The 16,186-nt window shown below is 34.9% G+C and carries 12 protein-coding genes and 1 pseudogene; all 13 read left to right on the forward strand.

Annotated elements, in window-relative coordinates; genetic code table 11:
• Window positions 1-629: glycosyltransferase (locus P8M54_RS04400; RefSeq protein WP_300285608.1), on the forward strand; the 629-nt coding region annotated here is incomplete at its 5' end.
• A 16-nt stretch (window positions 630-645) separates the two neighbouring features.
• Window positions 646-2,067, forward strand: a complete 1,422-nt coding sequence (locus P8M54_RS04405) for a glycosyltransferase family 39 protein (RefSeq protein ID WP_300285610.1) — start codon at window positions 646-648, stop codon at window positions 2,065-2,067.
• 17 nt (window positions 2,068-2,084) lie between these two features.
• The gene (locus P8M54_RS04410) at window positions 2,085-2,774 is read left to right on the forward strand and encodes an RluA family pseudouridine synthase (protein ID WP_300285612.1); all 690 of its coding nucleotides are present in this window, start codon (window positions 2,085-2,087) and stop codon (window positions 2,772-2,774) included.
• A 72-nt stretch (window positions 2,775-2,846) separates the two neighbouring features.
• On the forward strand, window positions 2,847-4,175 hold the full coding sequence (locus P8M54_RS04415; protein WP_300285614.1) for an aldehyde dehydrogenase: 1,329 nt from the start codon (window positions 2,847-2,849) through the stop codon (window positions 4,173-4,175).
• A 46-nt stretch (window positions 4,176-4,221) separates the two neighbouring features.
• Complete coding sequence (locus tag P8M54_RS04420; protein WP_300285616.1) at window positions 4,222-4,995, forward strand: hypothetical protein; 774 nt, start codon at window positions 4,222-4,224, stop codon at window positions 4,993-4,995.
• A 126-nt stretch (window positions 4,996-5,121) separates the two neighbouring features.
• Window positions 5,122-9,189 carry a PAS domain S-box protein gene (locus P8M54_RS04425; protein WP_300285617.1) on the forward strand — a complete coding sequence of 1,356 codons (4,068 nt, stop codon included), beginning with the start codon at window positions 5,122-5,124 and terminating at the stop codon, window positions 9,187-9,189.
• Window positions 9,190-9,223: 34 nt separating this feature from the next.
• Window positions 9,224-10,084, forward strand: a pseudogene (locus P8M54_RS04430) (neutral zinc metallopeptidase).
• A 238-nt stretch (window positions 10,085-10,322) separates the two neighbouring features.
• Window positions 10,323-11,609, forward strand: coding sequence for a DEAD/DEAH box helicase (locus P8M54_RS04435; protein ID WP_300285619.1), 1,287 nt, complete (start codon window positions 10,323-10,325; stop codon window positions 11,607-11,609).
• 407 nt (window positions 11,610-12,016) lie between these two features.
• Complete coding sequence (locus tag P8M54_RS04440; RefSeq protein WP_300285621.1) at window positions 12,017-12,706, forward strand: DUF2461 domain-containing protein; 690 nt, start codon at window positions 12,017-12,019, stop codon at window positions 12,704-12,706.
• Between the two features lie 368 nt (window positions 12,707-13,074).
• Complete coding sequence (locus P8M54_RS04445; protein ID WP_300285623.1) at window positions 13,075-13,524, forward strand: hypothetical protein; 450 nt, start codon at window positions 13,075-13,077, stop codon at window positions 13,522-13,524.
• 122 nt (window positions 13,525-13,646) lie between these two features.
• Window positions 13,647-14,039, forward strand: coding sequence for a DUF1398 family protein (locus P8M54_RS04450; protein WP_300285624.1), 393 nt, complete (start codon window positions 13,647-13,649; stop codon window positions 14,037-14,039).
• Window positions 14,040-14,178: 139 nt separating this feature from the next.
• A complete protein-coding gene (locus tag P8M54_RS04455) occupies window positions 14,179-14,616 on the forward strand; it encodes an acyl-CoA thioesterase (protein WP_300285626.1) in 438 nt (145 codons plus the stop codon).
• A gap of 324 nt (window positions 14,617-14,940) precedes the next feature.
• Window positions 14,941-16,186: ATP-binding cassette domain-containing protein (locus P8M54_RS04460; RefSeq protein WP_300285628.1), on the forward strand; the 1,246-nt coding region annotated here is incomplete at its 3' end.

The following is a 16,186-nucleotide window of genomic DNA, read 5'->3' on the forward strand; positions in this document are numbered from 1 at the left end:
CTGATAAGACTTTAGCTGTTTTAAACGAAATTAAGCATGATTTTTCATGCCAAATTCATATTGTTTCCTTATTAAAAAACTCAGGTAAAGCAGAGGCAGTGCGCCAAGGAATACATTATTGTAATCAAAATTTCTCCCATCAATTTATAGGGTATTTAGATGCTGACCTAGCGACTACCTTGGAAGAATTCATAGCCGTTAGTGACAATCTGACAAATGATGTTGTTTTTTGTTTTGGGTCCAGAATTAGAAAGATTGGCTCTACGATTGAACGAGAAAACAGTAGGTTCTTGATCGGTCGAATCATAGCAACTTTCATCTCTCACATCTTGGACTTAAAAGTGTACGATACCCAATGTGGTTGTAAAGTCTTTACTAAAGAAATTGCAATTGCTATTTTTAAAAAAGAATTTATATCGAAATGGCTTTTTGATGTGGAACTTTTTTTTAGAATGAAGCTGCTTTATGGCAAACAAAAGGCACTAACTAAAATGTATGAAGTACCACTTAAATCTTGGATCGAAAAAGGAAACTCAAAAGTAAAACCAACGTATTTTTTCAAATTATGGTTGGATTTATACAACATAAGTAAGCAGTACAAAAAGCAAAAAAACAGCCAATTTGTTTAATAAAAAATCGTCTTTCATGATTCCTGAAAAATTAAAAAACAATTCCTACGTACTTTACATTGCCGTTATAACGCTTGTTCTTTTTAGATTACTGCTTATCGCAAAAATTCCTCTGTTAGATAAAACAGAAGCTCGTTATGCTGAAATAGCCCGAATCATGTGGGAAACTAATAAATGGATTGTCCCTCAAATAGATTACGGGATTCCGTTTTGGGCTAAACCTCCATTATCCACTTGGCTATCCGCCGGGAGTTACATCGCTTTTGGAGTCAACGAATTTGCATCGAGACTACCTTCCTTCCTTCTAAATATTGCCTTAATTGTTTTAGCGGGAAAAATGGTTAAAAAAAGTGGAGTCTCTTTTTATTTACCAGGATTTATTTTGCTTACAATGCCTGAGTTTTTAATTCATACTGGCGTTGTTTCCACAGATACTGCCTTGCTTTTTTGTGTAACTATCATGATGCTTTCATTTTGGAAAACGATGTATGATGATAAAAAAACCTACTGGAATTATTTGTTTTTTGTCGCGTTAGGACTCGGTTTACTTGCTAAAGGTCCATTGATTATGGTACTTACTTTTCCACCGCTGTTTATTTGGTGCTGTCTTGAACCTGGACGATTTAAAGCGCTTTTTTCTAAATTTTCAATCATACTTGGTTTCCTTATTACTGTTGTAATTGCTATTCCGTGGTACTATTTAGCTGAAAAAGAGACACCTGGTTTTCTAGACTATTTTATAATTGGTGAGCATTACAAACGATTTGTAGTTTCAGGTTGGAATGGTGATTTGTACGGCAAACCAAAGACACAACCGCTGGGAATGATCTGGGCTTTTATGTTTGCTTTTGGTTTTCCTTGGGTACAAATTGTTTTTTATAAAATTTGGAAAAACAGAAAGCTTATTTTGAAAGATAGCTGGATTTCCTTCTTAGTTTTATGGCTACTTTGGACACCGGTATTTTTTACCATTTCTAAAAACATTTTACATACCTACATGCTTCCTGTGACTATTCCTATCATGTTTTTAATGGTACATTGGTGGGAAGATTTCGCAACTAAAAAAACACTTATACGTATGGCCTTATTTTTTCCCGCCGTTGTTTTTATCGCTTATTTTGCTGTTTTTGCAACCGGCAAAATAGATTTTTATATGAATTCCGATAAATATATTTTGGAACAGACTATGGAAAAGAAAGAGAATACAACTCTACCAATTTACTATTGGAAAGAAAAAAATTATTCGGGACAATTTTATACTAATGGTAGAGCACAATTAATCAAAGAAGCATCGCAACTTGACTCGGTTTTTAAACTAAATAAAAAGTTGATTTTAATCACTTTGATACAAAGGGACGAAGCAGTTCCTAAGCAGTATCTTGACCAAATGATTTTAACCGAAAGCAATTACAAAACGGCTATTTACATTCGTAAATAAGAGCTGAAAATACACAAATGAAAGAAATATCAAACAAGGCAAATCTCCAAGTACTTCACGAAGACAATCATCTGATTATTGTCAATAAACGTGTTGGCGATATTGTGCAAGGGGACAAAACGGGAGACAAGCCCTTAAGTGAAGTTGTAAAAGAATACATCAAGGATAAATACAACAAACCCGGAGAAGTATTTTTAGGAGTCGTGCATCGATTAGATAGACCGACTACCGGCATCGTCGTATTCGCAAGAACTTCTAAAGCGCTGACCCGATTAAATGAGTTATTTAAAAATAGAGAAACTCAAAAGACCTATTGGGCGATTGTAAAGAACAAACCAGAACTTGCGCAGTCTAAATTAGTACATTACATTAAACGCAACGAAAAAAACAACAGCTCAAAAGCACACACCAAAGAAGTGCCTGATAGTAAATTAGCTAGTTTAGAGTATACCGTTTTTAAAGAATTAACCAATTATTTTGCTTTGGAAATTAACCTTCATACGGGAAGACATCACCAAATTAGAGCACAACTTGCCTCAATTAATTCTCCCATTAAAGGGGATTTAAAGTATGGTTTTGACCGCTCTAACCCTGATGGAGGTATTCATTTACATGCTCGAAAACTTGTTTTTATACATCCGGTGAGTAAAGAATTGGTAACAATCGTAGCACCAGTGCCCAATGAAGTGCTTTGGAAAGCACTATAAATAATGAAAATAAAAATATATAATTGAAATTTTAAATTAACTTGCGGTAGAAACAAGTAAGCTACTTTTAAAATGAATTATAAAACAAATATTAGCTACCGCAAAGAAACCTTAGTAAAACTACTTCACAATCTGATTACACATGAAGATGAAATTGTAGCCGCACTGCATAAAGATTTCAAAAAACCGGCTTTTGAGTCGGTTATTACGGAAACAAATTATGTTATTACCGAACTAAAACACACCATAAAGAACATAAAATCGTGGTCAAAACCAATTAAAGTTTTGCCTTCAATTATAAACTTTCCTTCACGAGATTATATATACAAAGAACCCTACGGCAAAGTTTTAATTATTGCGCCATGGAATTACCCCTATCAATTGGCCTTATGTCCACTTGTATCAGCGGTAGCTGCGGGTAATCAGGTAGTCATCAAACCGTCGGAGTTAACGCCATATACATCAGCAATTATTGCTAAAGTTATCAGCAAAACTTTCGATAAAGAGCATGTGACTGTTGTTGAAGGTGGTGTTGAAGTCGCTCAAGACTTACTATCTGCCCGTTGGGATTATATCTTTTTTACTGGTAGTATACCTGTTGGAAAAATAGTTGCCAAAGCAGCAGCCGAGCACCTTACGCCTACTACTTTGGAGTTAGGCGGTAAAAGCCCTTGCATTGTTGACGAGACAGCCAACTTAAAATTGGCTGCCAAAAGAATTGTTTGGGGTAAATTTATAAATGCAGGACAAACCTGTGTAGCTCCCGACTATATTTTAGTGCACGCGTCAGTAAAAGCCAAATTAATCGATTACCTGAAAGAAGAGATCACTTTAGCTTACAGTGCAAATCCCGAAACTTCTCCAGATTTTGCCCGAATTGTTAATCATAAAAATTGGGAACGCGTAAAAGCATTAATCGAGCCTGGCAAAGTTGTTTTTGGTGGAAAAACAGCTGCTGAAACATTTTATATAGCTCCTACTCTAATAGAAGAGTTTGACATCGATTCTGCCATCATGCAAGAAGAAATCTTTGGTCCAGTTCTACCAATTGTAACGTACACCAATGAAGCGGATATTAAGATTTTGTTTTCAAAATATGAAAAACCACTAGCACTTTATGTTTTTACTGAAAACAGTAATTTTGCTGATGAAATTATCCAAAAATATTCGTTTGGAGGTGGTTGTGTAAATGATACAGTAGTGCACCTTTCTAATAGTAGATTACCTTTTGGAGGTGTGGGACATAGTGGATCAGGCGCCTACCATGGTAAATTTAGTTTTGATACTTTTTCGCATAAAAAAAGCATTGTGAAAAAAGCAACTTGGCTCGACTTACCGTTACGCTACGCTCCTTATAAAGACAAACTAGAATTAGTTAAAAAATTATTGAAATGGACCTAAGAGCCCTTTATACTTTACATTAAAATAAACCTATCATTGCATACCTATGGACAACAAAAAATCTAAAATTGAAGCTTTAAAAGCAAATGGATATCAGCTAGAATTTGAAAACGTTTTCAATCTAGCTTTCGAGAATTACAAAAAAATTGCTCTTTATGCTGGGCTAATGATTTTTGTTTTTTCAATTTTAATAAGTATCCTCTTAGTCACGGGATTAATATCCTATTTTGGAGTTACAGGCTTTGTTGAAGCGATGAAACCAGAGAATTTAAATGCTGCTTCTTTATCCGAAAGCAGTAATTTAGTCATAATGATAGGAACAGTTATTGTTGTTTGTTTACTTAGTCCATTTCCTGCAGGTCTAATAAAAATGGCACATGCAGCACAAGAAGACGAAGAGTTTCATGTTTCAACAGTATTTACTTATTATGCAGCACCGTATTTTAAGGAGCTGGTTTTAGCCACTTTACTAATTGGTATTTTTAGTACTGCACTAAGTACTGCAATCAGCTATTTAGATATACCCTTCCTAGAAATTCTAATTTCTACCGCAGTTTCTTTTGTAACGATGCTAACGTTGCCTTTAATTATTTTTAGCGACCTTAAAGCAACTGAAGCCATTATATCGAGCCTAGTTTTGGTTTTCAAACAACCATTAACATTGTTAGGTTTATTTGTGGTTTCCTACATTGCTTCACTTATTGGTATATTTGGATGTTGCATTGGAATATTCTTTACGATGCCTTTTATGTACTCCCTCTATTTTGCTGCATATAGTCAAATCGTGGGTTTTGATGCCATTGACGATCAGGTAGAATAAACGTAAAATAAAAATAAATAATAGACAAAGGCAAAGATCTTTGAATAATATTGTTTTTTTTTAACGATTTTTTTTTACATTTAACTTGTATTGAAAATTAGTAACTACTAATACAAATCCTAATCAATGGAATTATATTTTATTATTTTTCATAAATATATGGCAATATGCTTAGGATTTGACAATGAATATTTGCCAGCAATCGTAAATTCAAAACAACTTATCAACACCCTTTCACAAAGTAAAAATGTATTTAGGACGGCCCTACCTATAATATACATCTTGATCTTTTTGATGTTGTTTAAGTTCCACAAAATCAACAAAAATCTAAAAAATAATTTTAGTGTTACTTATTCAAAGGAAAAGTCTATTTCAAAGGAATTTCAGCTGTATTTCTTATTTATTGGTTTGATTGTTTTAACGTTAGAAATCACATTCGAGGTTTTTAAACTACGACCTAAAAGCCTTTTTATATACAATGCTTCGATAGCAGCATTTTTATTGCTCATTTATTTTGTTAGTTTAAAATCAAAGCTAGTTTTTGCCAATATTCAAATTATTTTTAAAACGATTTTTATACTAGCCTTTGTTTATGTTTGCAGCAATTTAATCTTTTTGACTTCTGATGGAATTCCAGTAATTACCTTTTTGCTTTTTATTTTCTTTTCTTACAATGTCCTAAAACCTGCAAAATATTATAAACTATTTATTGCTTGTATTGTTTTATTTTTAATCGCTTTACTTTCCTTCACAACAATACCCATAGAGACCAGTATTATACTGCTTAACTATACTCTAATTGTTATTTGCATCAATTATATTAGACATATTTCAATTTCAGGAATTAACGATAAATTCCTATTTAATAGTCAAATTATAAATAAAGGGAACTCGCTAATTATTGCCAAGAATAGTAAAAACGAAATTGTCTTTTGCAGTGAAACTATAAAACCTATTCTTGGCTATACTGTCGAAGAAGTTTTAGGTCAAGGTTATTGGCAATTAGTTGAAAATATAGAAACACATAGCGCCACTGATATCACAGACAAAAAGGGAGATGCACTAAAGATCAAAAAACTAACTTGTAAAAACGGTACTTTTAAATTCATACAATGGAACGACAAGAAATACTCAGATGACTTAACCATAAGTATTGGTCAGGAAGTTACCGATCATATCAAAACTCAAAAACGATATGAAAATTTAGTTGAAAGTGCCTATGACATCATATACGAACTAAGTACTGAGGGCAATTTCACCTTCATAAATAAAAATTCTGAAATTATAACAGGATTTAGTTTAGCAGAATTATATGCTATGCGATATGACGAACTTATTCCTGATCTTTATCAAACTACTTTTAAGGATTTTTATAAACAAATAAATAAGGGTAGTGACAATCTTCCTTTGCTGGAATTCCCCATAAAAAAGAAAGATGGAGACGAAATTTGGTTGTCTCAAAAAGTAAACATCCTAAGAGATGAAAATCAAGAAATTACTGGATATTCTATTATAGCGAGAGACATTACGTTCTTAAAAAAAATAGAAAGTGAGAAAGCACAGAGGCAGCTAAAAAATTTAAAATTTAGTGAAGCTTTAAAAAGTTTTACTGAAAAAAGTTATTCCAACTCCGAGAGTATTGAGGATAAATTAAAAGTAATCTTGGAAATAACTACAAAAACAATAGGTGTTTGTCGAGCCAGCTATTGGGAATACCACCCTGATTATATTGAATGCATTTACCTATATGAACGCAGCCATGAACGATTTATTTTCTCGAGTGGATATAAACTAACTAAAATCGCCTACCCCAATTATTTTAATGCTATTGAAGAAAAGGTTCAAGTAGTAGCTACGAATGTTTATACTAACATCATTTGCGCCGAATTATGTAAAAACTATATCCCCGAAAATAACATTACTTCCCTAATAGACACGCCGGTATTTATAACCGGAATTCTTAAAGGTATTGTATGTTTTGAAGCTATTGAGGACGTGAAACACTGGGACAATGAGGATGTAAATTTTGCTAGATCAGTATCTGATATTATTGCGATTGGATTTGAATCTAAAATGAGACTTGAAATTCAAGAAAAGCTAACGTATAAAAGCGAATTATTAGCTGCCATGACTAAATGCACTGAAAAATTCTTGAACAATAAAAATATCGGAGACATGTTTGCTGATGTATTGATTATAATGGGAAATGCCACAAAGTCGCACCGAGCTTACTACTACGAAAACAATGCAAAAAAACAAACAATTAGCCAAAAATACCGCTGGATAAAGGATGAAATAAGTTTATCTCAAAATAATCCAGAGCTTCAAAACATGCCATATCCTTTCTTTGAAGACCTTTTACTTCCATTACGAGAGAATAAAATTTTTAGTGCTTACGTTCCTAATTTGGAAAACAAATCTTTGAAGAATAAACTTAAACATGTTGGCGTTAAGTCTTTGATATTGTTTCCCATATTCGTAAAAGAAAAATTTCATGGCTTTCTAGGTTTTGATGACACTAATGAAGAACGAATTTGGAATGACGATGAATTAAACATTTTACAAACATTAGCACGAAACATAGCTTCTGCAATTGAACAGATTGATACTGAAACCGCTATTTATGAAAGTGAGGAAAAATTTAAATTATTAGCCAATAATATTCCTGGAACCGTTTACCTAGCTGAAAATGATTCCACCTACACTAAAATATATCTTAATGACGAAATTGAAAAACTTACCGGTTACGATAAAATAAAGTTTCTAAACAAAGAAATCTTATTTACTGATCTAATTCATCCTGATGATGCAGATCAAACCATGCAGAAAATAAAAGCAAAATTAGCCAAAAACCAAGGCTTTCATTTAGTTTTTAGAATTATCAGGGCAGATCAAAAAATTGTATGGGTAGAGGAATTTGCGGATGTTATCCTAAAAAACGGAAAAATAGCCTATATCGAAGGAATCATGATCGATATCACACAGCGAAAGGAAGCAGATGAAGCTATAAAAGGTCGGGAATATGCCGAAGCTGCCAATCGAGCCAAATCAGAGTTTTTAGCGAATATGAGTCATGAAATCAGAACGCCACTAAATGGAATAATTGGATTTACTGACTTGCTGATGAAAACGCAGCTCGAGGAGATTCAGCAAAAGCACATGAATACCGTCAACCAATCGGCTCATACCTTGCTAGAGATTGTAAATGACATATTAGACTTTTCGAAAATAGAAGCAGGAAAACTTGACTTGTTTATCGAAAAAGACAATATCAGAGAATTATTAAAAGAAATTGTAGATTTAATTTTATTCGAATCCAATCAAAAAAACCTAAAGCTAGAGCTTACTATCGATCCTAAAGTCCCAACGTATTTCTATGCAGATACAGTTCGCTTAAAGCAGATCTTGATCAATTTATTAGCTAATGCGGTAAAGTTTACTGAAAAAGGAACGATCAAACTTAATATTTCAGTGCTAAAAAACATCAGTGCAAGTAAAACGAGAATTCGCTTTGCTGTAATTGACTCCGGTATAGGAATTCACGAGAAAAATAAAAGTAAAATTTTCAAAGCCTTTTCAAAGGAAGACAATTCAACAACTAAAAAGTTTGGTGGTACTGGATTAGGTCTCACCATCTCAAACAAATTACTAGGGTTGATGAAAAGCAGATTGCAATTAGAAAGTGAACTTAATGTAGGTAGTACCTTCTATTTTGATCTAGATTTAAAAACGACAAATGAGACTGATCTGAATTTAAATCTTCTCGAAGTCAATAATGAAGCCGACAGTATTGCTATTTTCCAAACTAACGAGCAACTTCATAATCTTAGAGTGATGTTAGTAGAGGACAATAAAATTAATATGTTATTACTGAAAACAATTATAAAAAACATCTTAGTTGATCCAATTATTTATGAAATAGCTGATGGGTCAAAGGCAATCGATCAATTTGAAGAAATTAATCCAGCAATTATATTTATGGATATTCAAATGCCAATAATGAACGGATATGAAGCTACGACAGCAATCAGAAAAACTACTTTAGGGGAACAAATTCCAATAATTGCAATTACCGCAGGAACTGAAAAAGAAGAAAAAAATAAATGTTTGAAAGTAGGAATGAATGATTACATATCCAAACCAATAATAAAAGGCGCTATCGAACAAACACTTTTAAAATGGTTAATAAAATAAAACTGAAACGAATAAAAACAATAAATAGTACAATATGAAATGGCAAGGCAGACGTAAAAGCGGTAATTTAGAAGACAGACGAGGAATGTCATCCGGTGGTAAAACCATCGTGGGTGGTGGACTTATTGGAATAGTGATTTTACTTTTAAATGCTTTTGGTGGTGAGAACGGACAAATGGTCGGTAACATACTAGAACAAACACAGGGCAAGCAAAGCGCTCCAACAGAGCAAAGAGATTTAACAGCAAAAGAACTCGAGGAACAAGCCTTTATCAATGCTATTCTAGTAGATAATGAAGACGTTTGGACTAAAATTTTCCAAGAAAACAACATGACGTAAAAAGAGCCTAATTTGGTTTTGTTTTCAGGCGCTGTAAACACGAAATGTGGAAATGCAACCTCAGCATCAGGACCGTTTTATTGTCCAGCGGATCAAAAGGTTTATATGGACTTAACTTTTTTTGAAGAGCTAAAAACACGTTTTGGTGCAAAAGGAGGGGATTTTGCTACTGCTTATGTGATTGCTCATGAGATCGGACATCATGTACAAACGTTACTAGGTACCTCATCAAAAATGCGACAAATGCAACAAGGTAAATCCAAAGCTGAGGCTAACAAATTATCCGTAGCCCTAGAACTACAAGCTGACTTCTATGCTGGAGTTTGGACACATTACAACCAACAAATGAATAACTTCCTTGAAGATGGAGATATTGATGAAGCTTTAAGCGCAGCCCACGCAGTAGGCGATGATGCCATTCAATCTAAAATGCAAGGTCATATCGTTCCGGAATCTTTTACCCACGGTACTTCTGAACAGCGTAAATATTGGTTCATGAAAGGATACAAAACGGGAGATATCAAGCAAGGAAATACTTTTGCAGAAATCCAATAAAAATATAAGTAATAGAAAATGGGACAATGTCCCATTTTTTTTTGCTCTTGAAAATTAGCGTTCCAATACAAAACAATAAAACAGCAAGATTCAATTACTCTATTTGTTCAATTCTGCTATAATTCGCATTTTAAAAAACAAAACTAGAATCAAAACCACATCAAAAAAATTAGCAGTACCTTTGCAGCTACTTAAAGAAGCATATTAAAAAATATAAAATGCTTCATAAACACCATTTATGTCATTCAACTCATTAGGTTTATCTGATGCGCTATTAAAAGCCATCAGCAAAAAAGGATACACGAATCCTTCTCCAATACAACAAAAAGCAATACCACCCATTTTAGAAGGTAAAGATGTATTAGCATCAGCACAAACAGGAACAGGAAAAACAGCTGGTATTACACTGCCTATTTTGCAAATATTATCACAAGGAAAACACTTAAGCAACAGACCCGTTCGTGCTTTAATCCTTACTCCTACTAGAGAATTAGCAGCGCAAATTCTTGCGAATATCAAGGAATACAGTGAATTTCTAGATTTAAGAACTACCGTATTATTTGGTGGTGTAAACCAGAAACCACAAGTAGCACAATTGCGTCAAGGAATCGACATCCTAGTTGCAACACCCGGTCGTTTACTAGATTTACATAATCAAGGTTTACTATCACTTGCCAAAGTCGAAATATTAGTACTAGATGAGGCCGATCGTATGTTAGACATGGGATTTGTTAGAGATATCGAGAAAGTGATAAAATTAGTTCCTGTAAAAAGGCAAAACTTGATGTTCTCAGCTACTTTCTCAAAAGACATTAAAAAACTAGCTACCGGAATCTTAAACAATCCCGTACACGTTGAGGCTACGCCTGAGAACACAACCGTGGATGCGATTACTCAAAAAGTATATCCAACGGCAAAAGAGAAAAAAACCGAACTGATTATAAAGTTAATCACCGACGGAAACTGGAAACAAATTTTGGTTTTCACCCGCACCAAACAAGGCGCTAACAAATTAACCGAAAGTATGCTTGCTGCAGGTATCAAAGCTGCAGCTATTCATGGAAACAAAGGACAAGGCGCGCGAACAAAGGCCTTAGCTGGTTTTAAAGACGGTTCACTTACAGCCTTGGTAGCTACTGACATTGCCGCTCGTGGACTGGATATTCCATTATTGCCGCATGTTGTCAATTTTGAATTACCTAACATCCCTGAGGATTATGTGCACCGCATTGGTCGTACAGGTAGAGCAGGTGCAAATGGAGAGGCTATCTCTTTATTCAGCCCTGACGAAACCGTGTTTTTGCGTGACATCGAAAAGTTAATCGGAATGAAGTTACCAACCGAAAATATCGCTGGTTTCGAGCCTGACCCTAACGCATCTACCGCGCCTATAAAGCAAGGACAAGGCAGACAACAACGCAATTCTGCTCCAAGGAAACCAAAAGCAGATACTACTGCCAGAAGTTCGAATAATAGCTTTGGACCAAGACGTCCCAACGCTAACAATGACCGAAGATCTAGATAATTTTTTTTCAAGGAGCAGAAGACTTCTATTCAAAAGTCGATCTCTCCCGCTATACATTACAATCCCCGTACAGGCTAAACACTAGCCCATACGGGGATTTTCATTGCTATCGGGGCGTTGTAGTTCTTAAATTTCTTAAAAAGAGAGTTTCTTTTGCTGCCCTCTTTACTTCCTATTAGGAGCTTATTCCTGCTATTCGCTCTATCTTTTTATTCGCCGCGGCGAATAAAAAGGATGCCGCTGCTATCAGGGCTAAAAAAAACGAATCATAGCTTCGCAGCTCGTCTCCCATTCGAATGATTAAAAAAAATTAACAGCAATCAACCAACAACGATAAAAAACTTCCCTAAATTTGAGAGTTCAACATCTTGCATCTTGCTCCAATTTTAAATTATTTTTCAACTTCCATGAGTACACCTATTATAAAACCCTCCACCATAACTTTTTTAAGCGATCTAGCCCAAAACAACAACCGCGATTGGTTTGCCAAAAATAAAAGCCGGTACACCAGCGCACACGAAAACATGATTGCTTTCGTAGAGGAGCTACTACACATAATGAGCAAGCATGATGCACTCGCAACACCGTCAGGCAAAAAAAGCTTGTATCGCATTTATAATGATGTTCGTTTTAGTGCTAACAAAGCGCCTTACAAACCTCGATTTGCTTTTGGTATCCAGCGCGCCTCTGCTCAACGACGCGGAGGTTATTATGTACACCTACAACCTGGCAACAACTTTTTGGCTTGCGGCTTTTTTAGTCCCAATCCTGCCGACCTCAAAAGAATCCGTCAAGACATCGAACAAAATCCAGCAACTTGGAGGCAAATTTTGGGCTCAAAAAAAATAAAGCAAAGTTTTGGAACACTTACGGGAAACCAAGTACCCACTTTCCCAAAAGGTTTTCCAAAAGAGCATGAAGCTATTGATTTAATCAAGTACAAACAATTTATAGTAAAACACCATTTTACCGATCAAGAAATCCTGCAACCCAACTTTCTGCACACTATCGATTTACTTTTTCAAGATGTTCGTCCCTTTTTTGATTATCTGAGTATCGTTTTAACCACCGATGCCAATGGAGTTAGTTTGATATAAAGAGTAGTAATACATCATGCTTTAGTTTCTATTCAAATGCAACATTGGTCAGACCTTCTTTATTTATAAAAAGTAACAGAAGCACCTATTGCATGAAGCTCTTTAACTTTAGTTCCCAAGCTCAATAAGTATCAAAAAACGGTATTCTCATGGGCTTTACCTATACTTAACTTTGTTTTAACTTTTTCAAACAAAAATAAACAACTAACTAAATTACAATTAATTACACTTTAAAAAACACTAGCTATTGGTACTAGAAAGAGCCAATGGCTAGGCAATATATCGCAATGGCACAGTTGTTGGATTTACTGTAATCGTATATACAACTAGATTACAATTTTTAACAATAACATTTAAATTCAAACGATATGAAAACTTTAAAACTTATAGCCGCTGGAATAATTTTACTCGGAACAACAACCTCAAATGCTCAATTATCAGTAAACATTAATGTAGGGACTCCAGTGCAGCGTATAGCACCAGTTGTCGTAACTGATTACTACTACCTGCCAGACATTCAAACCTATTACGATGTACGACACAATCAATACATCTACCAAGAGCGTGGCAATTGGAGACGTACTGCTTACTTACCTGTAAAGTACCGTAATTACAATGTTCGTTCAGGATACCGTGTAGCCATTAATGATTACCACGGAAACCAACCGTACCGTAACTTTAACCAAGATAGAACAAGATACTATAAAGGTTACAAAGGACATCACTCTCAAGTTGTTTCCAAAAAGGTAAAATACAAAAAAGCAAAAGAGAGAAGGTACGCTTCAAATGATCGTTACCAATATGAAAACAGAAGATAAAACATAAAACCTAAAGGAGTTCTTTTTAAGAGCTCCTTTTTTCTATTGCTCCTCCTAACCTCTTGTCCAATTCAAATAGTTGCGTAACTTTATCCCGTAAAGAATACTATTCAAAACCATACATGATGTTTACTCTAGAACAAATCAAAGCAGCGTACGATCAAGTACAAACAGGAGCTGATTTCCCCAATTACATTCAGGAATTAATTCAACTTGGCGTTAAAGGCTATGACACAATTGTCGCTGATGGTCGCGTTCGCTATTATGGCGACGCCACTAATGAAGCTAGCACTGATAAAAAATATGAAGCCTTACCTATTGCTGCGTCCGCTAACAAAGAGCGTTTTATCGAATACTTGGTAATGCATCAGGACGGCCAAACTGATTATTATACTTTTTGCCAACAGGCTGCGCAATGCGGTATTGCTAGCTGGCAAATAGACATTTTGGAAATGACTTGCACCTACAAGGATACCAATAACCATCCTATTGTAATAGAAAACATTCCTTTATAAAGCACCTATGGTGGCACAATCATCGTTATTCGAACGGAGCACAAAATGCCGCTTTTTTTCCGTTAAATAAATGACATGTTAAAGAATTTCCGAATTCAATTGCCTAATTTTACCCCAATACAATTTAAAAAACACCCCAATGACAGCTTTTAGCAAACAATTATCTTTTCGTTGGTCTGATTTAGACCCAAATTTTCATGTGCGTCACAGTGCCTATTACGACTTTGGTGCACAACACCGTATTGAAATTCTAGAAAGCTTAGGCTTGACCATGAAAGCTTTTCAGATTCATCACTTTGGACCGATTCTTTTTAGAGAGGAATGTGTTTTCCGAAAAGAACTTAAATTATCCGATGTAATTTTTTTACATACCACCATTTCTAAAATGACTGCCGATGCTTCAAGATGGACCATTGTACATGAATTTAAAAATGCCGAAGACCAGGTTTGTGCGACCATAACAGTAGATGGTGCTTGGATGGATACCCAATTACGCAAATTAGCAAATCCTGTTCCGCAAATGGCTACCGATGCCATGAATAATATTCCTAAATCAGCTAGTTTTACGATAGTTTAAACGCCATTTTATTTTGAGATCTAACCGCTAACAGAAATAGTAGACCGAAATCAGAAAAAAGAAAAGCTGTAAATCAAACAGCAGTACGATTACTTTTACTGACAAAAATAGTATCGAAAATTAGTCCGCTTTTTTCAAGAATGTACACTCTAGGAGTACATTTTCAAGAGAAAAAGCTTCTGATAAATAAATGCAGCAATGATATCAATTAGAAGATTTAGAACTAAATAAATGTGATCGTATTCAAAAACAATAGATTACGTACTCAATCTTTATCGGAAGGCCATTTCGGTGAACCGTAAAAATAGTAATAGCATCGATTCCATGAAAACTAGTGCCCATTGTAACTTATTGTTATCCAACACTGTCGATAAGAAAAAATTCATAAAAAGCATTCTTTCACAGGATGCTCCAGCTGAATTGTCTTATTTGAATGAGTTAAATGGGCTCTTGTTTTCAGATATCGCCATAAAAGATTTTATTAAAAAAGAATATCAATATGACTATCAAGGCCTCGATGCCTCTGCTACCCGAAAATTAAGCAGCATGTCATCTGGCGAGCAAAAAAAAGCGTACCTACGTTACTGCTTGCAGCAAAAAGCAGACTATATCTTATTAGATAATCCGTTGGATCATCTTGATCAAAATACACGGTCCGAATTGCTCCTAACTTTAGAACAATTAGCATCAAGCTTGATTATCATTCAGATCGTGAATCGAAAAGCAGATTTGTTGCCTTTCATCGATAATAGCCTAGAAGTGTATTCAGATTCCTTTGCGCTACGCCCAATTGCTCTAGAAAAGGACATTCTCAAAAACAACTATCCTTTAGCAATTCCGCCTCCCTTGGAAAGTCCTTCATTTGAGGAGACTATTCTGATTCAAATGAACCAAGTATCTGTATCGTATGAGGATAAGAAAATTGTAAATACTATTGATTGGACGATTAAAAAAGGAGAATTTTGGCAACTTACAGGACCTAACGGCTCAGGAAAAAGCACCCTTTTATCTTTGCTAACGGGCGAGAATACTAAAGGCTACGGACAAGACCTGTACTTATTTGGTCGTAAAAAAGGTAGTGGCGAAAGCATTTGGGATATAAAAAAGAACATAGGCTATTTTTCGACTGCAATGGCCGATTTGTATCAAAAAGACCATACTCTTGAACAAATGATACTATCCGGTTTTTACGATTCGATAGGCTTGTACATTCAACCCACTACTGCACAAATAAAAGTAGCGAGTCAGTGGCTTGATTTAATCGAAATGAGCCATTTAAAAAACACGGTTTTTAAGCAGCTATCCATTGGTCAGCAGCGCTTAGTGCTGATTGTTCGTGCTGTTTTAAAACATCCTCCTTTAGTTATTTTAGACGAGCCTTTAGAAGGTCTAGACGATGAAAACAGCCAATTAATCATTCGGTTAATCAACACTATAGTTTCAAAAACTACAATGACTTTACTGTATGTTTCTCACAGGATTGAAACCAACTTGTATCCTACGGCAATTTTAGAACTAATTCCGTCCGAAAACGGTTCGTTAGGAAAACAATACCATTCTAGTACGATCT

The sequence above is a fragment of the Flavobacterium sp. genome (assembly GCF_029242675.1).
In the GTDB taxonomy this organism is placed as follows: domain Bacteria; phylum Bacteroidota; class Bacteroidia; order Flavobacteriales; family Flavobacteriaceae; genus Flavobacterium.

What these genes read in the sequence shown, in the direction of transcription:
- P8M54_RS04435 (WP_300285619.1), top strand. Translation starts at nt 10,323, where the DNA reads ATGTCATTCAACTCATTAGGTTTATCTGATGCGCTATTAAAAGCCATC.
- P8M54_RS04455 (WP_300285626.1), top strand. Translation starts at nt 14,179, where the DNA reads ATGACAGCTTTTAGCAAACAATTATCTTTTCGTTGGTCTGATTTAGAC.
- P8M54_RS04410 (WP_300285612.1), top strand. Translation starts at nt 2,085, where the DNA reads ATGAAAGAAATATCAAACAAGGCAAATCTCCAAGTACTTCACGAAGAC.
- P8M54_RS04420 (WP_300285616.1), top strand. Translation starts at nt 4,222, where the DNA reads ATGGACAACAAAAAATCTAAAATTGAAGCTTTAAAAGCAAATGGATAT.
- P8M54_RS04415 (WP_300285614.1), top strand. Translation starts at nt 2,847, where the DNA reads ATGAATTATAAAACAAATATTAGCTACCGCAAAGAAACCTTAGTAAAA.
- P8M54_RS04440 (WP_300285621.1), top strand. Translation starts at nt 12,017, where the DNA reads ATGAGTACACCTATTATAAAACCCTCCACCATAACTTTTTTAAGCGAT.
- P8M54_RS04450 (WP_300285624.1), top strand. Translation starts at nt 13,647, where the DNA reads ATGATGTTTACTCTAGAACAAATCAAAGCAGCGTACGATCAAGTACAA.
- P8M54_RS04425 (WP_300285617.1), top strand. Translation starts at nt 5,122, where the DNA reads ATGGAATTATATTTTATTATTTTTCATAAATATATGGCAATATGCTTA.
- P8M54_RS04405 (WP_300285610.1), top strand. Translation starts at nt 646, where the DNA reads ATGATTCCTGAAAAATTAAAAAACAATTCCTACGTACTTTACATTGCC.
- P8M54_RS04445 (WP_300285623.1), top strand. Translation starts at nt 13,075, where the DNA reads ATGAAAACTTTAAAACTTATAGCCGCTGGAATAATTTTACTCGGAACA.